Raw genomic sequence first — 23,134 nt, forward strand, 5'->3', positions numbered from 1 at the left:
CGCCGCAAGTGTGACAGCGCGTGATTTGCTGTACGCCGCGAAGCGGCTAGTGTGCAGGTCCACACCTGTCCACCGCCCTTTTTTCCCGGATCCGCCATGACTGACCGCCGCTCCCGTGTCGATGACGAAGAAGCCCTGAACTTCCACCGTTTCCCGAAGCCCGGAAAACTGGCGATGACCGCCACAAAACCGATGGCGACCCAGCGCGATCTGTCGCTGGCCTACAGCCCGGGCGTGGCCGCGCCGGTCAAAGCGATCGCCGAGGATCCGGACCTCGCCTATGATTACACCTCCAAGGGCAATATGGTTGCGGTGATCTCCAACGGCACCGCCATTTTGGGCCTCGGCGATCTGGGGGCCATGGCGTCCAAGCCGGTGATGGAGGGCAAGTCGGTGCTCTTCAAACGCTTTGCGGATGTGGATTCCATCGATATCGAGGTGGATGAAAACGATCCCGAAGCCTTCATCGAATGCGTGCGCCGCTTCGGCGCCAGCTTTGGCGGCATCAATCTTGAGGACATCAAGGGCCCTGACTGCTTCATCATTGAAGAGAAGCTGCGCGAATATCTCGATATCCCGGTCTTCCATGACGACCAGCATGGCACGGCGATCATCTCCGCCGCCGGGATCATCAACGCCTGCGAGCTGTCGGGAAAAGATATCAAAGCGTTGAAAGTCGTGGTGAACGGCGCCGGGGCCGCCGGCATCGCCGTGCTTGAATTGCTCAAGGCCATGGGCGTGCAGCATGACAACGCGATCCTGTGTGATTCCAAGGGCGTCATCTTCAAGGGCCGCGAAAACGGGATGAACCAGTGGAAATCCGCACACGCCGCTGACACCGATGCACGGACGCTGGACGAGGCGATGAACGGGGCGGACTGCTTTATCGGTCTGTCAGTGAAGGGCGCGGTGACCAAGGAGATGGTGCGCTCCATGGCCGCCGATCCGATCATCTTCGCCATGGCGAACCCCGATCCCGAGATCACCCCAGAAGAAGTGCGTGAGGCGCGTTCGGACGCGATCATGGCCACGGGCCGGTCTGATTATCCCAATCAGGTCAACAATGTTCTGGGCTTTCCTTACATTTTCCGCGGGGCGCTGGATGTGCGCGCCCGCACCATCAATGAAGAGATGAAGATCGCCGCCGCCAAGGCGCTGGCCGAGCTGGCGCGCGAAGACGTGCCCGATGAAGTCGCCGCCGCCTATCACGGCGCGCGTCCCACATTCGGCAAGGAATACATCATTCCCGCGCCGTTCGACCCGCGCCTGATCAGCCATGTGCCGCCCTATGTGGCGCAGGCGGCGATGGAGTCCGGCGTGGCGCGCAAGCCGATCTCCGATATGGAGCAATACAAGGCGGCGCTGGCGCGCCGGCTCGACCCGACGGCGGCGATCCTGCAATCCATTCAGGACGATGTGCGGTCGGGTGAGCGCAAGACCATCGTCTTCGCTGAAGGCGAAGAGCCCTCCGTCATCCGCGCCGCCTACGCCTTCCAGAACCAGGGTCTGGGCGAGGCGATCCTGATCGGTCGCGAAGAGACCGTGCACGCCAATATGCGGCTTTTAGGCGTTCAGTCCGACGCCATCCGCATCGTCAATGCGCGCCTGTCTGACAAGAACGCCGACTATGCCGATTTCCTGTTCCATCGTTTGCAGCGTCAGGGGTATTTGCGCCGCGACGTGCAGCGCCTGGTGAACAATGACCGCAACGTCTTCGCCGCCTGCATGGTCGCGCTGGGCGATGCGCACGGCATGGTCACCGGCGTGACGCGCAATTACGCCCAGGCGCTGGGCGATGTGAAGCTGGTGCTCGACACCGCCGAGAACGAGCGCGTCATGGGGATGAGCTTGGTGCTCTCACGCGGCCGGACCCTCTTTATCGCTGACACCAATGTCACCGAATTCCCAAGCCCTGAAGCGCTGGCGGACATCGCGGTGGAGACAGCGGCGGCGGCGAAGCGCTTCGGCGTCACCCCGCGCGTGGCCTTCCTGTCCTATTCGACCTTCGGCAATCCGTCGGGCGACCGGGCGGACGCGATTCAGAAAGCGGTCAGCTATCTGGATGCGCGGAGCGTGGATTTTGAATACGAGGGCGAGATGAACGCCGATGTGGCGCTCGATCCTGATCACCGCCGTCTCTATCCGTTCTCGCGCCTCACCGGCCCGGCGAACGTGCTGGTCATGCCCGCCATCCACTCCGCCTCCATCGCCACCAAGCTGATGCGCGCCGCGGGCGGCGCCACCGTGCTGGGACCGATGCTGGTGGGGCTTGAAAAGCCGGTGCAGATCGCCCGTCTCGGCGCCAGCGTGAACGACATTCTGACGCTGGCGGCGCTGGCGGCGCACGATCTTTCAGATGAGCGAGCGGAGAAGGCGGCGGAGTGATTACTCCGCCTTTTCGCCCTCTGAAGCGTTTTCGGTGGTCCGGCGTTCGGCGAATTTGAACTGACCCTTCGCCGCCGTCGGCCCCCATCCCAGCACCAGCGCCAGAAGCACGGCGGCCGGCAGGGTCCAGCCTGCGGTCAGGATGAAGAACCACACCCAGCCCACAGAATCGGCCAGAACGCCAGAGAAGCCAGCCATGAATTTGGGCAAGAGGGCGTAAAACGAGCTGAGCATGGCGTACTGGGTCGCCGCGTTCTCGGGGTCCACAAGGCTCGACAGATAGGCGATGAACACGGTCGTCACAAAGCCGCCGGCCAGATTATCGCCCACCACTGCAAGCGTCAGCTTGCCCAGATCGTCCGGCCCCGCCGTAGCCGCTAGCCAGGCATAGGCGCCATTGGTGATCAAGGTGATCACAAGCCCGATCACCAGCGCCCGCATCATGCCAAAGCGCATGCTGGCGATTCCGCCCAGAAACAACCCTGTCATGGTCGCGATCAGGCCGGGTCCGCCCTGAATGCCGCCCACCGCGTCGCGCGCGAAGCCCAGATCGGAATAGAGCGGGGCGGCCATCACGCCCATGGTGAAGTCACTGATGCGGTAGAGGGTGATCAGCAAAAGGACCGGCAGCAGCCACCAGCCGAGACGCCCCAGGAATTGCTTGAACGGGTCGACCACCGCCTTGACGATTTTCTGGGGCAGGGAGCCGGTCAGGGCGTGCTTATAGGTTCCTGTGGCGGGCTCCTTCATCAAGAAGACCAGGCCTGCAGACAGCGCCATCGCCGCGGCCATCGCCAGGAAGGACCAGTCCCAGTCCGCCCATTCGGAAATCGCGAGCCCAAGCCCAGAGGTCATGTAGGCGACGCGGTAGCCCAGCGAATAGGCGGCGGCCATATTGGCCTGCATGTCATTGGGGGCGCTTTCAATACGCCAGGCGTCGATGGCCACATCCAGCGTGGCGCTGGAATAGGCGAGCAGAAATGCCGCGATCGCCACGGGCGCGAGCCCTTGGGTCGGGTCGGTCTGGGAGATAATGACCAGCGCGATGACCGTGCCGGAAATGGCGGTGACGATCCAGGAGCGGCGTGGGCCCAGCAATTTGGCGAGAAACGGGATCTGGACCCGGTCAATGATCGGAGCCCAGAGAAATTTCAGCGTGTAGGACAGGGTCACCCAGTAGAAAAAGCCGATGGTGGAGCGCTCGATCCCGGCGTCGCGCAGCCAGTAAGACAGCTTCTGGAACACCATGTAGAGGGGCAGGCCCGAGGCGAAGCCCAGCACGATCATCGAAAGCATGACCGGGGTGAAATACACCCGCACGGTCTGCGCCCAGCTGTGCGCTGGCGGGTTTGTTTCCACGGTCATGATCGTCCCTCGTCTGGTCCTAGGCGAAACTGGCCCGGTTTTGCGGGGCGCACAAGCCGGTGAGGATCTCGATCAGGGCTTGGGGCTGCAAGGGCTTGGTCAGAAACGCGTCCATGCCGGCGGTCAGGCAGGCTTCGCGGTCGTCTTCGGTGGCGTTTGCGGTCAGGGCGATCAAGGGCAGCGCCGCGACGGGGCTTGTCAGGCTACGAATGGCGGCGGCTGCCTCCAGACCGCCCATTTCGGGCATGCGCATATCTAATAGCGCAGCGTCAAACTGGCCGCCTGCAACCGCTTCCAATGCTGCGCGGCCCGTATCGACCACCGCCACGTCTGCGCCGAGCCGGGTCAGCACGGTGCGCGCAATCATGGCGTTCACCGGATCGTCCTCGGCCACAAGAATATTGAGACCTTCCAGCGCGCGGTCGGGCAGCTTGGGGGCGACGGGCTCTTCAGGCTCGATCTCAAGGCCCTGGGCGTAGGCGGCCAGCGAGCTGAGCCGGACCGGCGAGACCAGCCAGCCATCAATGCCGGGCGGGCCGTCCTTATGGGTGAACCGGTCTTTCGTACGCGGTTCAGCCAGCACCAGAATGCGAAGATGGGGCGCCTGCGTCTTGAGAGCGGGGGCCTGGTCGGCCCAGTCTGCGTCCAGGATCAAGGTGGCGGCGTCATCCGTTCGGGGCACCAGATCGGAAATGGCGTAAGTCGAGGCGGTTTCCCGAGTGTCTCCGCCCAGGGCCTGCGCCTTGAGGGTCAGCGCTTCACGGCGAATACTGGATGCGGAGGCGATGATGATGGTGCGACCGGCCAATGGGCGCTCGCTGGGCGGCGGCGCCAGGGCGGGGGCGGGAAAGCGCGTCCAGAACACCGCGCCCTGACCGGGTTCTGAGCTGACGCCCACATCCCCGTCCATGGCTTCGGTCAGGCGCTTGACCATGGCCAGGCCCAGCCCGGCGCCCGGCGTGGCGTTATGCTCCGCAGCGCCGCGTTCGAAATGTTTGAAAAGGCTTGATTGTTCGCTTTTGGCGATGCCGGGGCCCGTATCCTTGAAGGCGAGACTCAGCTCGCCCTCATGATAGCTCGCCTGCACCAGCACGCCGCCGGTTTCGGTGAACTTCACGGCGTTGCCGCCCAGATTGAACAGGATTTGCCGCAATCGGGCGGGATCGGCGCGAATTTCCGCCGGGACGTCTGCGCTGATGGCGTGGGCCAGGGCCAGACCTTTTTCCGCTGCGCGGGTGGCCAGGATTTCGCACGCATCTTCGATCAGGCTGCGCAAATCAACCGGCTCAGCCCTCAAGGTCAGGCGTCCGGCCTCCAGCCGTGACAGGTCCAGAATATCGTCGATCAGGTTCAGCGCATGCTGGGCGCTCGAGCGCACGGCTTCCAGATAGGCGGCTTGGTCAGGATGCAGGCCACTGTCTTTAAGCAGCGCCGCGGCCCCGAGCGCGCCTGATAACGGCGTGCGCAATTCATGGGTGACCGAGGCGAAAAAGACCGATTTACCCGCTGCCGCTTCGCTGGCTTCAGCACGCTCGCGGCGCTCGTCGCTGACATCGCGTCCGATGGCGACCGTCCCGCCCGTGTCCAGCGTGGTTTCCGACCACTCAATCCAGGCGGCGCCGGCGCGGGTGCGCATGGCGGCGTCATAGCGGCGGGCCTGACCGGGCGTGCTGGGGGCGGGAGCGACGGCGAACCAGCGCCCGATCCAGTCAGAGCGCGCGCCGCCAAATGCCTTGAGGAATGCGGCGTTGACCTCGGTCACGCGCCCTGATGAATCCCGTGCAAGCACCAGCTCCGCCATCGCGTCCAGAAGACTGCGCTGGGGATGGGGGTTTTCGGCGGCAGTGTCCCATTCACGCTCCATGAACCCTGTTTACGCGCCGCGCGTTAACGAAGCGTCGAAAGCGAGGGGGCGCTTTTCAGTGCGTTGGGAGTGGAGATCGCCTGCCCCTGCGTGGCGGCGCGCCGGGCGCTCAGCGCCTCGGCCACATGGATGCGGCGCACCTGTTCGCACTGATCAAGGTCGGCGAGGGTGCGCGCCACGCGCAGGACGCGGTGATAGCCGCGCGCGGTCAGCCCCATCGCCTCGCACGCCCGCAGCAGCAGCGCCCGCCCGGGTTCGTCCGGACTGGCGAATTGATCAAAGGCCTCCCCGCTCAAATGCGCGTTCAGCGCGCCCCGCTCGTTCTGGATGGCGCGGGCGGCGGCGACGCGCGCCGCAGCGTCCGCCGTGCCTTCAGGCGCAGGGGGCAAAGCCAGATCCGCCGGGGTGACGGGCGGTATGTCGATTTGCAGGTCGATCCGGTCCATCATCGGACCGGAGACGCGCGCCTGATAACTCTGGGCGCATTTGGGGCCGCGCGCGCAGGCCTGCCCGTTCTCGCCGGCCCAGCCGCAGCGGCACGGATTCATCGCCGCGATCAGTTGAAACCGGGCGGGATAGGTGATGCGGGCATTGGCGCGCGCGACCGCGATTTCTCCGGTTTCAAGCGGCTGGCGTAAACTGTCGAGCACCTGGGGATGAAATTCGGGCAATTCATCCAGAAACAGAACCCCGTGATGCGCGAGAGACGCCTCCCCGGGGCGGATGCGCGTGCCGCCGCCCACCATGGCCGCCATGGAGGCGGAATGGTGGGGGGCGCGAAACGGGCGATTGCGCGACAGGCGCCCCCGTTCCAGCAGACCCGCCACCGATTGCACCATCGACACTTCCAGCAATTCTGACGAGGTGAGGGGCGGCAACAGGCCCGGCGCGCGGGAGGCCAGCATGGATTTGCCGGCGCCGGGCGGTCCGACCATGAGGAGGTTGTGTCCGCCGGCGGCGGCGACTTCGAGCGCGCGCTTGGCGGTTTCCTGTCCGCGAACATCGCGCAAATCCCGGCACGGATCCGCTTCGATGAGATCGCCGGGCGCGGGCCGGGACAGCACCTGTCCGCCCTTGAAATGATTGACCAGCTGGATGAGTGAAGCCGGCGCCAGAATGGGCAGTTCGCCGCCCGCCCAGGCGGCTTCCGGCCCGCAGCTTTCCGGACAGATGAAGCCCAGATCCTTTTCCTGCGCCAGCATGGCGGCGGGCAGGGCGCCGGGCGAGGGCGACAATCCGCCATCAAGCCCTAGCTCGCCCATCACTAGATGCTCGGCGAGCATATCCACCGGCAAGACGCCCATGGCGGCCATCAGGCCCAGCGCGATGGGCAGATCGTAATGGGCGCCCTCCTTGGGGCGGTCGGCGGGCGCGAGATTGACGATCAGGCGCTTGGAGGGCAGTGACAGACCAACGGCGGCGAACGCGGCGCGGACACGTTCACGGCTTTCCGCGACCGCCTTGTCCGCCAGTCCCACAATCATGAAGTTCGGCATGCCGCCAGCGATCTGGACCTGAACATCCACCAGTCGCGCCTGTGCGCCGTCGAAAGCGGCGGAGTATGTGCGGATGCCCATGGCGCCCTCATTCAATGAACTTGATCAATCAAACAACACGGTTAACGCGAGTTATCCACATTGGCCGGAACAGAGTTGTTCAAAACAAGAACATTAATAGAATAAGTGACGTGACACGGTCAACCTGTCGGGGAAATTTTCTCTATAAAACGCGTTTTAGGCTATTCCCGCAACCCAAAAGTTAAGAGGTCTTAAGGCGGGTTAAGCGTCCGGTTCGCCAGCTAAATCACACGCTTGAGCTTGTTGCGCTCCACGTGCGGGCAAGTCCGGCGCCACATCAGGGGCCCGGGTCAGGACCACCACGCGTTCAACGCCTTCCACCAGGGCGGCGTGAGCGGCGGCGCGTTCGCTTTCCTGCGAGCTGCGCGCGAAGCCGAGCAGATAGACGACGCCGGAATGAGTCTCGATATTGAAATTGAGGCTGCGGATGGCGCTATCGGAGGCCAGTCGCGAGCGTACTTGCTGGGTGATCCAGCTGTCGCGTGTGGCGTTTGCGATGCCGCGACGCCCGCCCAGTTCGATCTGGTTGGAGACCGAGCGAACACTCTGCACGGACCAGGCGAGGCACTCGGCGTAAATCCGGTCTTCCGCACGCGGGGCGTGACCGGTGAGGAGTGCAACGCCTTCAGTGATCTCAACATCCACGCCATTAAGCGCATAGCCCTCGGCGCGCAGCATGGCTGATTTGAGCGAGACCGAAGCGTTGAAGTCATCGACCTGTCGCCCCACGGAGCGTCCGGGCTGAAGGGCGGCGCAGCTCGTCAGAGCCACAGTCGCAAGAACAAGAAGGACAATTCGGATCGAGGTCATGGGATTTGTCTTTCTGTGTGACACGCAGATGGTCAATTTAGGCGTGACGGGTGAGCATTGGGTTAACCAGGCGTTACCACCATCGCTGCCGCACAGGTCAGATCAGCCCGGCCAGATCGTCGGTCTCGATCATGAAGGCGCCTTTTATATGACGCGGCCAGCCCTGTTCGGGCCAGGCGATGACGTCAAAACGGGGCTGCAATGCAGCCAGCGCGCCATGTCGGCTGCGCCACAGACTGGCGGCGCGTAACAATCGACGTTTCTGATAGGGGGTGACCGCGATCAGCGCCGCGTCGAGACTGGCGCGATGCTTGACCTCGATAAAGGCCAGAACCTGTCCGCGCCGCGCCACCAGATCAAGCTCTCCCGCCGCGGTTCGGGCCCGTTGATCGAGAATTCGCCAACCTCTGAGCTGCAGCCAGAGCGCGCTCAGCGTTTCGCTGCGCCGTCCGCGGCGTTCGGCGTTCCGCCGGGCCTGTGTCATCAGCGCGTCACCCGCTGCGCGCATGCTTGCCCCTGACGCAGCCCGCGGTTAGCTTCAGCGCGGACAAGGGCGGCGTCGCAATGCGCCGGTCGGGGGGAAGAGGTGGCCGTCATGGTTGAAAACTGTACACCTGCAGCGGGCAAGACGCGAGTCGGCGCCGCGCTTGGGGCGCTTGGTGCTGCCCTTGTGCTCAGCGCTTGTACGGCCTCCGCGCCCAGTGCTCCGATCCAGACCGTGCCAGATCGCCCCGTGGTCGGTGCGCCGCCTGCGCCCGCAACGCTGCCGGTCGAACTGGCGGATCGTGGATACACGCCCGCCTTTCTGGAAGGTGAGCCTGATCTTGTGCGGGTGGCGCTTCTTTTGCCGTTCAGCGCGTCATCGTCTGCGGCCAGAAGCGAAGCGGCGCAATTGCTGCGCGCTGCAGAGCTGGCGGTGTTTGAACGCGGCGGACCCAATCTCGTTTTGTTGCCCAAGGATACGGCCGGTGACCCTGCAACGGCTCGCACCGCCGCTCAATCCGCCATTTCAGACGGCGCCGATCTGATCATCGGTCCCTTGTTCCAAGACGCCGTCGCTGAAGCCGGTCGCGCCGCCCGTGACGCAGGCGTGCCGATGCTCAGCCTGTCGTCTTCCAGCGCTGTGGCGGGTGATGGCGTCTATCAGCTGAGTTTCCCACCCGATGAAGAAGTGCGCCGGGTGACGGAATATGTGGGCGCGCTGGGCGCGACCCGTTTCGCGTTCATCGGCCCGGCCTCGGCTTATGGCCAGGTGACCCAGGCCGCTTACGCGGAAACCATTGAAGACTTGCTGGGTGACTTCCCGCTGCCTGAAACGGTGATGCTGGAAGAGCCGGTTTCTGACGAGGAAGACGCCGAAACCGTGATGGTCGAACGCACCTTCGACACCGGTCTGGTGGCCAGCCAGTTTTATGATGGCGGCGTATCGGCGATGACCGAAGCGGCGGCGCGTCTGGCGACAGTGGGTGTTGAAGAGCTCGATCCGGCGCAGGCGGCGGTGATGAGCGGGGCCAATTGGGCGCCGTCTCCGGGATCCGCCTTCCAGGTGGTGTTGCTGCCTGAAGGCGGTGATCAGCTACGCATGCTGGCGCCGGTGCTTTTGTATCAGGATATCGACCCGCTTCTGGTGAAGTTTGTCGGCACCGGCCAATGGCTCGACGACTCCTTGGCGCGGGAACCGGCGCTGGCGCATGGCTATTTCGCTGGCCCTGACCCAGAGGCCCGCACCCGCTTTGAACAGGTGTTTGAAGAGTATTATGGCGCCACGCCGTCTCGCCTTGCGGGGCTGGGCTATGACGCCGCATCGCTGGCGGCCTTGCTGGCTGAGGGCGGTTATGGCGCAGATCGTCTGACAGGCGCCGATGGATTTGTCGGCGTGGACGGATTGTTCCGATTCCGCGCTGACGGCACGATCGAGCGTGGCCTCGCCGTGTATACAGTCCGCGGCGGCGGGTTCCGGGTGCTCGATCCTGCGCCGGAACGTTTCGGCCCGGCTGAGATGTCTGATGATGACATGTCCGGCGCGGACATGATGGACAAGCCGGTCTCCGAACCGGCTTTCTAGGCGTCGAAATCCGGGATCAGCGCTTCGGCCGCATGGTCGGCGAACGCGCGTCCATACTCTGTCAGGACGAGCCTTGACCCGATGTGTGTGATCAGCGTCTGGGCGGTCATGCGCTCAAGCCCGCCTGGGTCAGGTCCCAGCCCGGTGCGCGCGAACAGGCGATCAAGGTCCAGTCCCTCCTCGGTGAGCCGGATGCCCATCAGCAAGCGTTCCGTCAGCTCCGCTTCGGCGTTCAGCTGCTCGCGTTCATGAGCGTCTCCTGCGGCGACGCCTTTGATATAGGCGTCCGGGCGTCGCTGGGCCGCCGCGCCTTCCCGTCCGCCGCTATCGAACCCGCCCGTGCGTGAGTGTGCGCCCGGCCCGATGCCGATCCAGTCTTCGCCTTCCCAATAGAGCCGGTTGTGCACCGACTGATCGCGCCGGCTTCGGGCGTGGTTGGAAATCTCATAGGACGGCAGGCCCGCCTCCGCGCAGACAGATTGCGTCAGCGCATACATGTCCGCCGCCGCGTCGTCCGTAGGCGGGGCGAGCGCGCCGCGCTTGAGTTTGCGCTCGAACGCCGTGCCGGGCTCGATGGTCAGCTGATACAGCGACATATGGCCGGTCCCGAAGCCAAGCGCGGTCTCCAGCTCGATGCGCCAGTCGTCTGGGGTCTGGTGCTCGCGGGCATAAATGAGATCAAGCGACACCCGTTTGAAAAGGTTCTGCGCGCTCTCTAGCGCCTGTAGCCCTGTACGCGCGTCATGATCGCGACCGAGACGTGTGAGGCTGGCGTCATCGAGCGCCTGCACCCCCAGCGACATGCGCTCGACCCCGGCCGAGGCGATGCCGGCGAAACGTTCATGCTCCATCGGATTGGCTTCCAGCCCGATCTCACAGCCCGGCTCCAGCCCAAACAGAGCATCAGCATGCTCAAGAATGGCGGCGATGGCCGCGGGCTCCATCAAAGAGGGCGTGCCGCCGCCAAAATGCACGCTGTGGATCGTGCGCGGCCCAAGCCTCTCACGCCAGTGCGTCAGATCGTCGAGCATGGCGGCCAGCAGCGCTTCGGGCTGCGCGTGGGCGGCCTTGTAGACGTTGAAGTCGCAATACGGGCAGATGCGCGCGCAATAGGGCCAGTGCACGTAAAGCCCCAGGCGTGCAGGAGCGGGACTCATGCGCCGAACACATCCTCGACCAGAAGGCGGAAGGCATGGGCGCGATGGCTCATGGCGTGTTTGATCGCCGGATCCATCTCCGCGAAAGTCAGCTCATGACCGACAGGAATGAAAATCGGGTCATAGCCAAACCCCTTGTCGCCGCGTGGCGGGAAGGTGAGATGGCCGCGCACCTCGCCTTCATAGACGCGGGTCTCGCCATCCGGGTGCGCCAGCGCCAGGGCGCAGACAAAGCGGGCGCTGTAATCCGTCGCCTTGCGGGCTTCCAGCTCTGTGCGGACCTTGTCCATCGCGGCGCTGAAATCGCGCGGCTCGCCGGCCCAGCGAGCGGAATAAATGCCTGGCGCGCCGTCGAGCGCCGTGACTTCAAGTCCGGAATCATCGGCCAGAGACACCAGTCCGCAGGCCTCGGCGCCGGCCTTCGCTTTCAGAAGCGCATTGCCTGTGAAAGTTTTTTCAGTCTCTTCAGGCTCGGGCAAACCCAGCGAATCCGCCCCTTCCGCAGCCAGTCCATAAGGCGCGATCAGCTCAGCTATCTCTTTGATTTTTCCTTTGTTATGGCTGGCGATCGCCCATTTGGGAGCCGTCGAGAAAAGGGTCATGGAGGGGTGTCCTTTCATCCGTACATATCGCCTTTCGAAAAATTCATATCGATTTTCGATATTTTTTTGTTGCGAAGCGATAGGGCGTGGGCTACATAGATATTCGTGGCGAGGGGGAAACACCCCGGACCACACCGAAGACCCCCGGCGATAAAGGATCGGAACGGCTTCGGAAACTGGTTGGTCGAACAAGAGACTTAGGAGAGTATGAGATGGTCAGGTCCAAAAACAATGCCGGTCACAGTGCAATCGCAATGGTGATCAATCTGGCTCTGGTGGCGGGCGTTTTCGCCGGTATGGCCGCTGCGGTCAGCTCGCTGGTCGGTTAATGAATGTCCGGATCGAAGGCCGGGTGAGACGAGACACGCCGTTCCTCCCCTCGCGGAAGATGTCTCGCCGCCCGGTCGACGATCCAGCCAACAAGCCCTTGGGGGATGTATGAAGACGCTGGGTCAGGGATCGCTGGCTTCATTGCTGAAGATCCTCCTCGACATCGTCTATTATCTGCTTTGGGCGGTATTGGGGCTGGCCAGTCTCATTATCGTTCTCATCGTGTTTGGCGGGATTTCCCGCCTTTTGGGCTTTGGCTCTGAACTGCCGCTCAGCATCCGCCAGTTTCTGGCCATGGATGTGGTGCTCGCCCTGCCGCTCGCCATCGCCGCGCTGGCGGCGGTCACCTTCGTGGTGGACCGGTTGCGCCGGATCATGGCGACCTTGATCGCCGGCGATCCGTTCGTTCAGGAAAACTCCAATCATTTGCGCGCGATCGCCATCGGCATCGCCGTCTATCAGCTTTTGCATTACGGCGCGCATGGCGTGCTGTCGCTGATGATCACCCTGTTGGGCCGCCCCGTTGAAGGCGGCGCCCGCGTCGTTCCCGAATTCAGCCTGAATCTGGGCGCCTGGTTTGCTGTGCTCGCCATGCTTGTGTTGGCGGAAATTTTCCGCGAAGGCACTCGCATGCGTGAAGAACAGAAACTGACAATTTAGGGAGCGCGGATCACACACATGCCCATTCGCGTCACCCTGGACCGTATGCTTCTGGACCGCCGCATGTCGCTGACCGAGCTCTGCGACCGCGTCGGCATCACCATGGCCAATCTGTCGATCCTGAAAACCGGCAAGGCCAAGGCTGTGCGCTTCTCTACTTTAGAAGCCTTGTGCCGCGAGCTCGATTGCCAACCCGCTGATCTTCTTGTGTTTGAGGACGAAGAGGAAGAGGCGGACAGCGCTTAGCCATCCGCCTGACTCCCGATTTTACTGACCGAGCGCTTTGAGCTGGGCCGCGCACAGATCGGTCACGCCCCGGCGCGCCAGGGCGAAGATCTGATCAAACTGGCTTTGGGTCATCGGGGTGTCTTCGGCAGTGGCCTGCACCTCGATCACGCCGCCAGTGGATGTGAGCACGAAATTGGCGTCGGTTTCCGCCACCCGGTCTTCTTCATATTCAAGATCGAGCACGCAGTCGCCGTTCACGACGCCCGCCGAGACCGCGGCGATCTGAGCGATGACCGGATCTGTTTTCAGAACGCCTTCTTCCATCAGGTAAGCGACGGCCGCTTTCAGAGCGAGCCAGGCGCCAGTGATCGCCGCGGTGCGGGTGCCGCCATCAGCCTGCAGCACATCGCAATCAACCACGATCTGACGTTCGCCCAGCGCTTTGAGATCGACCGCCGCGCGCAAGGATCGGCCGATCAGGCGCTGGATTTCCTGAGTGCGGCCAGACGGTTTGCCCGATTGCACTTCCCGGCGATTTCGCTGATGTGTGGCGCGGGGCAGCATGGCGTATTCGCCTGTCACCCAGCCCTTGCCCTGACCGCGCAGCCAGGGCGGCACGTTTTCTTCCACGGACGCTGTGCACAAGACTTTGGTGTTGCCGAAACTGATCAAGCAGGAGCCTTCGGCGTAAGGCGACCAGCCCATTTCAAAACTGAGCGGGCGCAGGGCGTCGGGTTGGCGGCCTTCAGGGCGCATGGGTCATCTCCGAATGTTCGTGTGTCTGTGGCTCTCGTGTTAACCGAGCGAACGCGATGGCGCAAAGCGCTTTGCGCGCAATCTTGGTGATTGCGCCGGACGGGGAGCGACACTAACTCTGAAAGCGTGATGACCCATCCACCGTCTTCTCCCTCCGGCCTGATGGCGCTTGATGAGCGCTCGCGCTCGATCTTTCGCGATCTGGTGGAGACCTATCTGGATACCGGCGAGCCGGTGGGCTCGCGCACCCTGTCCAAGACGTCCGGGCTCAATCTGTCGCCGGCCTCGATCCGCAATACGCTCGCGGATCTGACATCGGCGGGCTTGCTGGCCTCGCCGCATGTGTCCGCTGGCCGCATGCCGACGCATGCCGGCTTGCGCCTGTTTGTGGACGGCTTGCTGCAGGTGGGGGATCTGGAGGCGGATGACCGCACCGCGATCGACACCCGCGTGTCTGCGGTGGGTCGCCGTCCTGAAGATGTTCTGTCAGAAGTTTCGAACCTTCTATCGGGCCTGGCGGGCGGCGCAGGTCTGGTGGCGAGCCCGGCCCAGGACGCGCCCTTGCGCCATGTGGAGTTCGTGAACCTGTCGCCCACAGAAGTGCTCGCGGTTCTGGTGACCGAAGACGGCAATGTCGAAAACCGGCTGATGCGTCCGCCGCCCGGCCTGCCGCCCGCGGCGTTGATCGAAGCGGGCAATTATTTGTCCGCCCGGCTTCGGGGCCGCACCCTGGCCGAAGCGCTCAGCGCCATTCGCGAAGAGATTTCCGCCAAACAGGCCCAGCTGGACGGCGCAGCGTCCGCGCTGGTGGAGGCCGGTCTCGCCGACTGGGCGGGACCCGAGCAACGTACCTTGATCGTGCGCGGCCAGTCGCGGCTGCTGGAAAGCGTCGAGGCGGCGGAAGATCTGGAACGCATCCGGCTGCTGTTTGATGATATCGAGCGGCAGGAAGGCCTGTTGTCGCTGCTGGACGAAGCGCGGCAGGCGCAGGGCGTGCGTCTGTTTATTGGATCCGAGAACCCGTTGTTTTCGCTGTCGGGATCGTCGGTGATCGTCGCGCCCTACAGAAATCGAGAGAACCAGATCATCGGCGCGATCGGGGTGATCGGCCCCACGCGTTTGAACTATGCCCGGGTCATCCCCATTGTTGATTACACCGCCCAAATGGTCGGCCGGCTTCTGGCCGGGCCGCGATAATCGCCCGCCTTGGTGAACCTTTGGGTTGACGATCGCCCCTCTAGCCTTGAATGACCGCACGTATGAGCACCGAAAACCAGACCCCCGAAACCGAAGACGCTGAACTGAACGCTGAAGCTGACGCTGCGCTCGCCGCCAAGGCCGAAGCGGAAGACACCGCGTCTGAAGAGCCCGATCCGGCTGAGGAAATTTTCAACCTCAAGGACCAGCTGCTGCGCGCGCTGGCGGAGATGGAAAACACCAAGAAGCGCGCCGAGCGCGAGGTGAAGGACACGCGCGCTTACGCCGTGACCGGTTTCGCCCGCGACATGCTGGACGTGGCCGACAATCTGTCGCGCGCTTTGCAGTCGATCAGCGAGGAATCCAAGTCCGAAGCGGGCGAAGCGCTGAAAACCCTGCTGGAAGGCGTGGAGATGACCGAGCGTCGTCTTCTGTCGTCCCTGGAGCGCCATGGCGTCAAAAAGGTCGAGCCATCCCCCGGCGATGCGCTCGACCCCAATATGCACCAGGCCGCCGCCCAGATCCCGGCGGATCAGCCCAAGGGCGCGATCGCCCATGTGATGCAGCCCGGCTACAAGATCGGTGATCGCACGCTGCGCGCCGCCATGGTGGTGGTCAGCGCCGGCCCCGCCAACCCGCCTGAAGGCGGGGAGGCCGAAGGCGGCGTCGACGTCAGCGCTTGATCGCGGCGTTTGAAACGCAATCAAAAAAGGCGGCTCAGCGAGCCGCCTTTTTTCATGCCCTCAGGAGACGTTAGCGTGTCGCCTCATCTCGGAGAGTCTGGACGTTTTGCTCGGCTGCTTCAGCCGCGTCACGCCCGCGATCCTCGGCGGTGTTGACGGATTCCGTGACCACTTCAGACACCGCGTCGAGGCCATAGGCCAGGCCGCAGCGCGCATGATAATCTTGGATATGGCCTGAAATCAGCGTCAACGCGCCCTCTCCATCGCTGGCGAGGATGCGCTGGCTGAGTTCCGTGCGCATTTCGGTCCGGCGTGAGCGCACGGCGCTTTGCAGCGTGCGCGTCGACTGGCTCTCCAGAATGGTTTCTTCGAGCGTGCTTTGCGCGCCGGTGAAGAAGGTGGAGATGCCCGCCAGCAAGTTGGCGCTGCGTTGCGGCGCGGACAGGCCGGCCGCCGTTGAGGTGCCCAGCGCCACCAGGCTGAGCGAGGCGCGTGTGGTGTTGGCGGTGGTGGTGATGGAGGCGAAATACTCGTCACACTGCCGGTCGGATTCCGCAATCAGCAGCATGGCCGTGGCGCGGTCCAGACGGTCGTTTCGCGGCGCGCTGGCGCGGGCAGCCAGAACAGCCGACGCCTCCAGCGGTTCGTCGCCGGTATGGTTGATCTGCAGGCTGCGTGCGGTTTCAGCAGAGAGCGCCAAGGGTCGCCATTGCGGCATCCCGTCAACCGCGTCGCTGAACGAGCTGCAGCCTGTGAGACAGGCCGCCGCGGCGAGACTGAAAAGAATTCGGATCATGAACGCCCCCAGAGCTGATTGATCGCTTCACCATATCAACCGATGAGGGAAAGTTAATAGAAATATTACCCTATTTTGGGCGTGTTTGCCCTTGCCTGGCGACAAAAAGGGCGGCGCAACGCGCCGCCCTGTTGCAGTGTGCTGTGTGAAAGCCTAGCGGCGCGGGGCGCGGGTCCGCGGCTCGCCGTTTTGCCAGAACGTGTCGCCGGTGCGGTAATCGGTATAGTAGGACCGGCCCGAATACTGGTCGTAGATCAGCTCTGAATGATTGGGATTGTTGGCGTTATAGCCGCAGCCGCCCGGACGGGTGCAACCATAGACCGCGCCCGCTGCAGCGCCGACGCCCGCGCCGATCAGCGCGCCGGTTTCAGCGTTGCCCGAGCCCACATTATTGCCGATGATCGCACCTGCGACCGCCCCGACGCCGGCGCCCACACCCGCGCCGCGAACGCCCTGGTTGGTCGCACAAGCGGTCAGCGCCAGCGGCGCAGCGATCATGATAGCGATAAGACCTTTAGTCATGGCGCAAACTCCTTTGCTCGCGCCCTTTCCCAGCCGGACGCTTCAATTAATCATGTCAGGACAAGCTGGGCGGAAACAAGGCCCGGACGTGTCGGTTTGTTGAAAATCTAGTTCACTCGCCGCAGGGTCAGATTGAGGCGTCCCGGCCGCCAGTCTGGCGGCAGCAGCGTCGAGCTGCCGGCATAAATCCGGTCCACGCCATGATGAAAGCGCCGGCTCTCCCCGCCCAGCACGACCACATCGCCCGAATTGAGACGCAGGGAGCGCGTCGACCCCTTGCGGGTCGGGCCACCCAGTCGGAAGCGGGCTGAATCGCCCAAGGAGACGGATACGACCGGCGCGGTCTTCGCGTCTTCATCTGCATCCACATGCAGCCCCATGCGCGCATCGGGGCCATACCAGTTCACCAGACAGGCCTGGGGCGGATCGGGCCAGCCGGAAACAGCCTCCCACAAGGCGAGAAGGGTTTCGGGAATATCGGGCCAAGGCTCATCGGTGACCGGATGACGGCTCTGATAGCGATAGCCGCCTTGCTTGTCGGTCATCCAGCCCAGAGGACCCAGATTGGTCATTATCACGCTCAGGGGTTTGCCGGTGCGCGGCATGGACGGCTGATACAGCGGCGAGCGCGCGATACGCTTTAAAATTTCTCGCGCCAGCGCGTGTTGCGCGGCGCGGTCAAACCAGCCCGTGTGAAGGGCGAAACCATCTGGTGTTTCGATCATGGCGTGATCACGTCCTTGTCACGTCTTCGCCAGCCTGGTTCAGCTTTGCGGCCCGCCGGTCTAGGCTGGAGCAGCTTTGTTGCGGGGGAAGACATGATACCGTCCTGGGTGCTGGATATTCTGGGGGTGATGGCGCAGCTCTTCATCGTCCTGGTCGGCGTGGTCGCCGCTCTGATCGTACTGTTCTGGCTGATCGATTCCAATCAACGCGCTGACGCGGTGCGCCGCAATTATCCGGTTGTGGGCCGGTTCCGCTCGCTGTTCATCCGGCTGGGCGAGTTTTTCCGAACCTATATGTTTGCGCTCGATCGCGAGGAATTGCCTTTCAACCGCGCCGAACGTGAAGCGGTGAACCGGATGAGCCAGGGCCATGGCAATATCATCCCGTTCGGCTCGACCAAACTGCTGACGCCTGCAGGCACAGTGTTGTTCGTCAACTGCCCCTATCCGGTGCTCGAGCAGGATGTGGCGCAAACCCAGCCTTGCGAGTTCGGCCCCTACGCCGACAAGCCGTATCTGGCCCCTTCGGTCTTCAACATCTCCGGCATGAGCTATGGCGCCTTGTCAAAACCCGCCGTGCGGGCGTTGTCGCTGGGCGCGGCGAAGGCCGGGATCTGGATGAACACCGGCGAAGGCGGGGTGAGCCCCATGCATCTGGAAGGCGGGGGCGATATCGTTTTCCAGATCGGCACGGCCAAATACGGCGTGCGGGACAAAAACGGGCTGATGTCTGACGACAAGCTGCGCGAGATCGCCGCTCATGACACGGTGCGGATGTTCGAGGTCAAGCTCGCCCAGGGCGCCAAGCCGGGCAAGGGCGGCCTGTTGCCGGGCGAGAAGGTCAACCGGGAAATCGCGAAGATTCGCGGCATCGAACCGTTCAGGGATTCTGTCTCCCCCAATCGTCATCCTGAAATCTTCGACAATGGCTCGCTGCTCGATTTCATCGCCCATGTGCGCAGCGTCACCGGCAAGCCCACGGGCATCAAGACAGTGATCGGCGCTTATGGCTGGCTGGAGGAGCTGTGCGATCTGATCTGGGAGCGCGGGATTGAGAGCGCGCCTGATTTCATCACCATTGATTCCGGCGATGGCGGCACCGGCGCCGCGCCCATGCCGCTGATGGACAATGTGGGTCTGACAGTGCGCGAGGCGCTGCCGCTGGTGTGTGACATCCTGATCCGCAAAGGGCTCAAGGACCGGATACGCCTTGTGGTTTCAGGCAAGATGATCACCCCGTCCGGCGTCGCTTGGGCCCTGGCGGTGGGGGCGGACGCCGTGGTCTCCGCCCGTGGTTTCATGTTCTCGATCGGCTGCATCCAGTCGCTCAAATGCGATAAGAACACCTGTCCGACGGGGGTCACCACGCACAAGAAATCGCTCCAGCGCGGGCTTCAACCCAAGCAAAAATCGATCAAGGCGGCGGAATACGCCCAGGCGGTGATCAAGGATGTGGAGATGATCGCCCATTCGTGCGGCGTGCCAGAGCCCCGCGCGCTCAAACGCAAACATGTGCGCGTGGTGGGCGCGGACGGAACGACCCGGCAGCTTGATGAGATCATGCCCTATCCCGAGGTGGAGCCGAGACGCTAAGGCTTGCCGAAAAGGCGTCCGATGATTGTTCTGATCCAGATTGCGCATTCCCTGATCTATGTGCTGGCGGTGCTGTGCATTCTCGGCGTGTGGGTGTTTGCGCTGACCGGGCGGGCGCGCAAGCTGTTGATTGTGACGCTGGGCGTGCCGATCGTGATCGGACTGGGCCTGCTCCTGAACGATGGCGAATGTGTCTTTCAAAGCTGGGCCCGCGCCCTGACGGATACGCCAGAGGGCGTCTGGAGCCGGGACCTTCTGTTCCTGCCCGAAGCGATCGCGCGCAATACGCCCTGGATCTTCACACCCGTTTTCCTCCTCGGCGCGGTGCTGGCGCTGCATCGGATAGGGCGACATAACCGCCTGAATGCGTAAGCAGCCCTTGCACCCCCGCACCCGCCTTCCTAAATCGCCCCATGACACGCATGGCTTTTCACGAAGTCGTGACAGTGAAGACCATCAAAGCGGTCCAAGAGCAGTCGTTTGCGGACCAAGTTGTTGAAAATTTGAACGCGAGCAAATAGGGGGGCGGCTCCGGCGAGAGGGAAGCGCTTCGGGCTTCTCACCACCCCGCCCCGCCCCGCCGCTAAAACAGGAGAGACGCACGCGATGAGCAAAGTTATCGGGATTGACCTTGGGACCACCAATTCCTGCGTCGCCGTCATGGACGGTGACCAGGCCAAGGTGATCGAAAACGCCGAAGGCATGCGCACCACCCCCTCCGTGGTCGCCTTCACCGAGGACGGCGAGCGCCTGATCGGCCAGCCGGCCAAGCGTCAGGCCGTGACCAACCCGGACCACACCTTCTTCGCCATCAAGCGCCTGATCGGCCGGACCATGAGCGATCCGACCGTGAAGAAAGACGTGGACATGGTGCCGTACGGCATCGTGGAAGGCCCGAATGGCGACGCCTGGGTTCAAGGCCGTGACAAGAAATACGCGCCGAGCGAAGTGTCCGCTTTCATCCTGCAAAAGATGAAGGAAACCGCCGAGAGCTATCTGGGCGCGACCGTCGAGAAGGCCGTCATCACCGTGCCGGCTTACTTCAACGACGCCCAGCGTCAGGCCACCAAGGACGCCGGCAAGATCGCCGGCCTGGAAGTGCTGCGAATCATCAACGAGCCGACCGCTGCGGCGCTCGCCTACGGCCTCGACAAGGGTGATAACCGCACCATCGTGGTCTACGACCTGGGCGGCGGCACCTTTGACGTGTCCGTGCTCGAGATCGGCGACGGCGTCTTTGAAGTGAAAGCCACCAATGGCGACACCTTCCTGGGCGGCGAAGACTTTGACATGCGCATCGTCTCCTACCTCGCTGACGAGTTCAAAAAAGAGGCCTCCATCGACCTGCGCCAGGACAAGCTGGCCCTGCAGCGTCTGAAGGAAGAGGCTGAAAAAGCGAAGAAAGAGCTGTCGTCCGCTTCGTCCTACGAAGTAAACCTGCCCTTCATCACGGCTGACGCCTCTGGCCCGAAACACCTCAACATGAAGCTGTCCCGCGCGAAGCTGGAAAGCCTTGTGGAAGACCTGATCAAGCGCACCATCGAGCCGTGCAAGGCTGCGATGAAAGACGCCGGCGTCTCCACCTCCGAGATCGACGATGTGGTGCTGGTGGGCGGCATGACCCGCATGCCCAAGGTGCAAGAAGCGGTGAAAGGCTTCTTCGGCCGCGAGCCGCACAAGGGCGTGAACCCCGATGAAGTGGTCGCCATGGGCGCCGCGATCCAGGCGGGCGTGCTGCAGGGCGACGTCAAAGACGTGCTGCTGCTGGACGTGACCCCGCTGTCTCTGGGCATCGAGACCCTGGGCGGCGTGTTCACCCGGTTGATCGACCGCAACACCACGATCCCGACCAAGAAGTCCCAGACCTTCTCCACCGCGGACGACAACCAGACCGCTGTGACCATCCGGGTCTTTCAGGGCGAGCGCGAAATGGCGGCGGACAACAAGCTTCTGGGTCAGTTTGACCTCGTGGGCATCCCGCCGTCGCCGCGCGGCATGCCGCAGATCGAAGTCACCTTCGACATCGACGCAAACGGCCTTGTGAACGTGTCGGCGAAAGACCAGGCCACCGGCAAGGAACAGGCGATCCGCATCCAGGCCTCTGGCGGTCTGTCTGACAGCGACATCGATCAGATGGTGAAAGACGCCGAAGCCAATGCCGACGCGGACAAGAAACGCCGTGAGCTTGTGGACGCGAAAAACAACGCTGAAGCGCTGATCCACCAGACCCAGAAACAGGTCGAGGAGTTCAGCGACAAGGTGTCCGCGGAAGACAAATCCGCGATCGAAGATGCGATCAAGGAACTGGAAGACGTCAAGGACGGCGAAGATCCTGAAGTCATCCAGCAGAAAACGCAGGCCCTGATGCAAGCGGCCATGAAGCTGGGCGAAGCCATGTACGCGGCTCAGCAGGCGGATGGCGGTGAAGCCGCTGCGAAAGCGGATTCCGACGCTGAAGAAGGCGTGGTCGACGCAGAATTCACTGAGGTGAAGGACGACGACGACGACAAGAAGAGCGCCTAAGTCTGATCCAGACGCGGCGCGCGGCCCCGTCCCGCACCCGGGGCGGGGCCGCGCTGCTTCTGTCTAAACGTCAAGCAAGCGGACCCTACGCATGAGCAAACGCGATTATTACGAGGTTCTGGGCGTCGCCAAGGACGCGGACGCGAAGGCGATCAAATCGGCCTATCGCAAGCTGGCGATGAAATACCATCCCGACCAGAACCCGGATGACGCCGAAGCCGAAGCCAAATTCAAGGAAGTGGGCGAGGCGTATTCTGTCCTGTCTGAAGAGGACAAGCGCGCCGCCTATGACCGCATGGGACACGCGGCCTTCCAGCAAGGCGGCGCAGGCGGCGGCCATCCGTTTGGCGGCGGCGCCGGATCAGCGGATTTCGCCGATATCTTCGAACAGGTGTTTGGCGACGCCTTCGGCATGGGCGGCGGACGCCGGGGCGGCGGCGGGCGTCGGTCCGGACCCGCGCGCGGCTCTGATCTGCGCTATGACATGCAGATCAGCCTGGAAGAAGCCTATCACGGCAAGGACGCCAATATCCGTGTGCCCACCACCGTGACCTGCGAGCGCTGTGACGGCGATGGCGCAGAGCCTGGCACAGGCGTCACCACGTGCGAGACGTGCGCCGGGGCGGGTCGTATCCGCCGCACGCAAGGCTTTTTCACCATGGAGCAGAGCTGCCCGACCTGCGGCGGACGCGGCTCTTACGTGGAAACACCCTGTCAGGAATGCGACGGGGCGGGCCGGGTGCGCAAAACCCGCGATCTGCGCGTCCAGATTCCGGCCGGTGTTGAAGACGGCATGCGTATTCGTCTGGCCGGGGAAGGCGAGGCGGGCGCCCGCGGCGGACCCAAGGGCGATCTGTATATCTTCGTCTCTGTCGGCGCTCATGACTTGTTCGAGCGCGACGGCCCCAATCTGTATTGCCGCGCGCCTGTGTCCATGGTGACGGCGGCTTTGGGCGGCGAGATCGACGCGCCGACCATTGATGGCGGCAAGGTGAAGATTCGCATTCCTGAAGGCGCCCAGACCGGCGAGCGCATGCGTTTGCGCAATAAGGGCATGGTCAAGCTCAATGGCGGCGGCGCCCGCGGCGACATGTATGTGGAGCTGTTTGTGGAGACCCCGCGCAAGATGACCGAGCGGCAGAAAGAAATCCTGCGCGAGTTCTGCGAGATCTCCGGCGATGGCTGCAACCCTGAAAGCGACGGGTTTTTTAACAAGGTTCGGCGCTTCTGGGATGATCTCAACGGCGAAGACGAGCACGGCCAGCGCCCCGAAGCCTGATCGCTTCGCATAAGGGG

Annotated in this window: 20 protein-coding genes and 1 pseudogene; 10 read left to right on the top strand and 11 right to left on the bottom strand. The window is 63.4% G+C overall.

What is annotated here, in order from left to right; all coding sequences use genetic code 11:
- The first annotated feature begins 96 nt into the window (after positions 1-96).
- Positions 97-2,385 carry an NADP-dependent malic enzyme gene (locus ACQ66J_RS07420; protein WP_375547744.1) on the top strand — a complete coding sequence of 763 codons (2,289 nt, stop codon included), beginning with the start codon at positions 97-99 and terminating at the stop codon, positions 2,383-2,385.
- Here ACQ66J_RS07420 and ACQ66J_RS07425 read toward each other — a convergent pair whose 3' ends face one another.
- The 5 genes from ACQ66J_RS07425 to ACQ66J_RS07445 all read right to left on the bottom strand — a co-directional run bounded on the left by ACQ66J_RS07425 (position 2,386) and on the right by ACQ66J_RS07445 (position 8,509).
- Entirely contained in the window at positions 2,386-3,750 is a 1,365-nt protein-coding gene (locus ACQ66J_RS07425) for an AmpG family muropeptide MFS transporter (protein ID WP_430431103.1), read from the bottom strand.
- Positions 3,751-3,769: 19 nt separating this feature from the next.
- Positions 3,770-5,614: a response regulator gene (locus ACQ66J_RS07430; RefSeq protein WP_430431104.1), complete on the bottom strand. Its 1,845-nt coding sequence runs from the start codon at positions 5,612-5,614 to the stop codon at positions 3,770-3,772.
- 23 nt (positions 5,615-5,637) lie between these two features.
- Positions 5,638-7,191 carry a YifB family Mg chelatase-like AAA ATPase gene (locus ACQ66J_RS07435; RefSeq protein WP_430431105.1) on the bottom strand — a complete coding sequence of 518 codons (1,554 nt, stop codon included), beginning with the start codon at positions 7,189-7,191 and terminating at the stop codon, positions 5,638-5,640.
- Positions 7,192-7,392: 201 nt separating this feature from the next.
- A complete protein-coding gene (locus tag ACQ66J_RS07440; RefSeq protein WP_375547740.1) occupies positions 7,393-8,001 on the bottom strand; it encodes a BON domain-containing protein in 609 nt (202 codons plus the stop codon).
- 97 nt (positions 8,002-8,098) lie between these two features.
- On the bottom strand, positions 8,099-8,509 hold the full coding sequence (locus ACQ66J_RS07445) for a YraN family protein (RefSeq protein ID WP_430431106.1): 411 nt from the start codon (positions 8,507-8,509) through the stop codon (positions 8,099-8,101).
- A gap of 87 nt (positions 8,510-8,596) precedes the next feature.
- Here ACQ66J_RS07445 and ACQ66J_RS07450 point away from each other — a divergent pair, with 87 nt between their 5' ends.
- A complete protein-coding gene (locus ACQ66J_RS07450; RefSeq protein WP_430431107.1) occupies positions 8,597-10,066 on the top strand; it encodes a penicillin-binding protein activator in 1,470 nt (489 codons plus the stop codon).
- On the opposite strand, the gene hemW is transcribed toward ACQ66J_RS07450, so the two are convergent.
- Together hemW and rdgB are read right to left on the bottom strand one after the other, a co-directional pair.
- Entirely contained in the window at positions 10,063-11,223 is a 1,161-nt protein-coding gene (gene hemW / locus ACQ66J_RS07455; protein WP_430431108.1) for a radical SAM family heme chaperone HemW, read from the bottom strand. The genes ACQ66J_RS07450 and hemW overlap by 4 nt on opposite strands.
- A complete protein-coding gene (rdgB, locus tag ACQ66J_RS07460) occupies positions 11,220-11,825 on the bottom strand; it encodes an RdgB/HAM1 family non-canonical purine NTP pyrophosphatase (protein ID WP_375547736.1) in 606 nt (201 codons plus the stop codon). Before rdgB ends, hemW begins: the two co-directional genes overlap by 4 nt.
- Before the next feature lie 438 nt (positions 11,826-12,263).
- Between rdgB and ACQ66J_RS07465 the strand changes: the two genes are divergently transcribed.
- Positions 12,264-12,815, top strand: a complete 552-nt coding sequence (locus tag ACQ66J_RS07465) for a DUF2975 domain-containing protein (RefSeq protein ID WP_430431109.1) — start codon at positions 12,264-12,266, stop codon at positions 12,813-12,815.
- A gap of 18 nt (positions 12,816-12,833) precedes the next feature.
- The gene (locus ACQ66J_RS07470; RefSeq protein ID WP_375547734.1) at positions 12,834-13,061 is read left to right on the top strand and encodes a helix-turn-helix domain-containing protein; all 228 of its coding nucleotides are present in this window, start codon (positions 12,834-12,836) and stop codon (positions 13,059-13,061) included.
- 21 nt (positions 13,062-13,082) lie between these two features.
- Here ACQ66J_RS07470 and rph read toward each other — a convergent pair whose 3' ends face one another.
- Positions 13,083-13,799 carry a ribonuclease PH gene (gene rph, locus ACQ66J_RS07475; RefSeq protein ID WP_107711918.1) on the bottom strand — a complete coding sequence of 239 codons (717 nt, stop codon included), beginning with the start codon at positions 13,797-13,799 and terminating at the stop codon, positions 13,083-13,085.
- 129 nt (positions 13,800-13,928) lie between these two features.
- Here rph and hrcA point away from each other — a divergent pair, with 129 nt between their 5' ends.
- Together hrcA and grpE are read left to right on the top strand one after the other, a co-directional pair.
- A complete protein-coding gene (gene hrcA / locus ACQ66J_RS07480; protein WP_375547733.1) occupies positions 13,929-14,996 on the top strand; it encodes a heat-inducible transcriptional repressor HrcA in 1,068 nt (355 codons plus the stop codon).
- Between the two features lie 62 nt (positions 14,997-15,058).
- Positions 15,059-15,679, top strand: coding sequence for a nucleotide exchange factor GrpE (gene grpE, locus ACQ66J_RS07485; protein ID WP_430431110.1), 621 nt, complete (start codon positions 15,059-15,061; stop codon positions 15,677-15,679).
- A 70-nt stretch (positions 15,680-15,749) separates the two neighbouring features.
- Here grpE and ACQ66J_RS07490 read toward each other — a convergent pair whose 3' ends face one another.
- The 3 genes from ACQ66J_RS07490 to ACQ66J_RS07500 form a co-directional block, all read right to left on the bottom strand.
- Entirely contained in the window at positions 15,750-16,475 is a 726-nt protein-coding gene (locus tag ACQ66J_RS07490; protein WP_430431111.1) for a hypothetical protein, read from the bottom strand.
- A 153-nt stretch (positions 16,476-16,628) separates the two neighbouring features.
- Positions 16,629-16,997 carry a YMGG-like glycine zipper-containing protein gene (locus ACQ66J_RS07495; RefSeq protein WP_430431112.1) on the bottom strand — a complete coding sequence of 123 codons (369 nt, stop codon included), beginning with the start codon at positions 16,995-16,997 and terminating at the stop codon, positions 16,629-16,631.
- A gap of 107 nt (positions 16,998-17,104) precedes the next feature.
- On the bottom strand, positions 17,105-17,722 hold the full coding sequence (locus ACQ66J_RS07500) for an alpha-ketoglutarate-dependent dioxygenase AlkB (RefSeq protein ID WP_430431113.1): 618 nt from the start codon (positions 17,720-17,722) through the stop codon (positions 17,105-17,107).
- A gap of 93 nt (positions 17,723-17,815) precedes the next feature.
- Between ACQ66J_RS07500 and ACQ66J_RS07505 the strand changes: the two genes are divergently transcribed.
- The 4 genes and pseudogenes from ACQ66J_RS07505 to dnaJ all read left to right on the top strand — a co-directional run bounded on the left by ACQ66J_RS07505 (position 17,816) and on the right by dnaJ (position 23,117).
- Positions 17,816-19,315: an FMN-binding glutamate synthase family protein gene (locus tag ACQ66J_RS07505; RefSeq protein ID WP_430431114.1), complete on the top strand. Its 1,500-nt coding sequence runs from the start codon at positions 17,816-17,818 to the stop codon at positions 19,313-19,315.
- Positions 19,316-19,336: 21 nt separating this feature from the next.
- A complete protein-coding gene (locus ACQ66J_RS07510; RefSeq protein WP_430431115.1) occupies positions 19,337-19,687 on the top strand; it encodes a hypothetical protein in 351 nt (116 codons plus the stop codon).
- Between the two features lie 141 nt (positions 19,688-19,828).
- Positions 19,829-21,838, top strand: a pseudogene (dnaK, locus tag ACQ66J_RS07515) (molecular chaperone DnaK); the annotation flags it as partial.
- Positions 21,839-21,929: 91 nt separating this feature from the next.
- Positions 21,930-23,117: a molecular chaperone DnaJ gene (dnaJ, locus tag ACQ66J_RS07520; RefSeq protein WP_375547726.1), complete on the top strand. Its 1,188-nt coding sequence runs from the start codon at positions 21,930-21,932 to the stop codon at positions 23,115-23,117.
- The last annotated feature ends 17 nt before the right edge of the window (positions 23,118-23,134 follow it).

Origin of the sequence: Oceanicaulis sp., assembly GCF_965284345.1 — a bacterium.
Classification (GTDB): Bacteria; Pseudomonadota; Alphaproteobacteria; order Caulobacterales; family Maricaulaceae; genus Oceanicaulis; species Oceanicaulis alexandrii_A.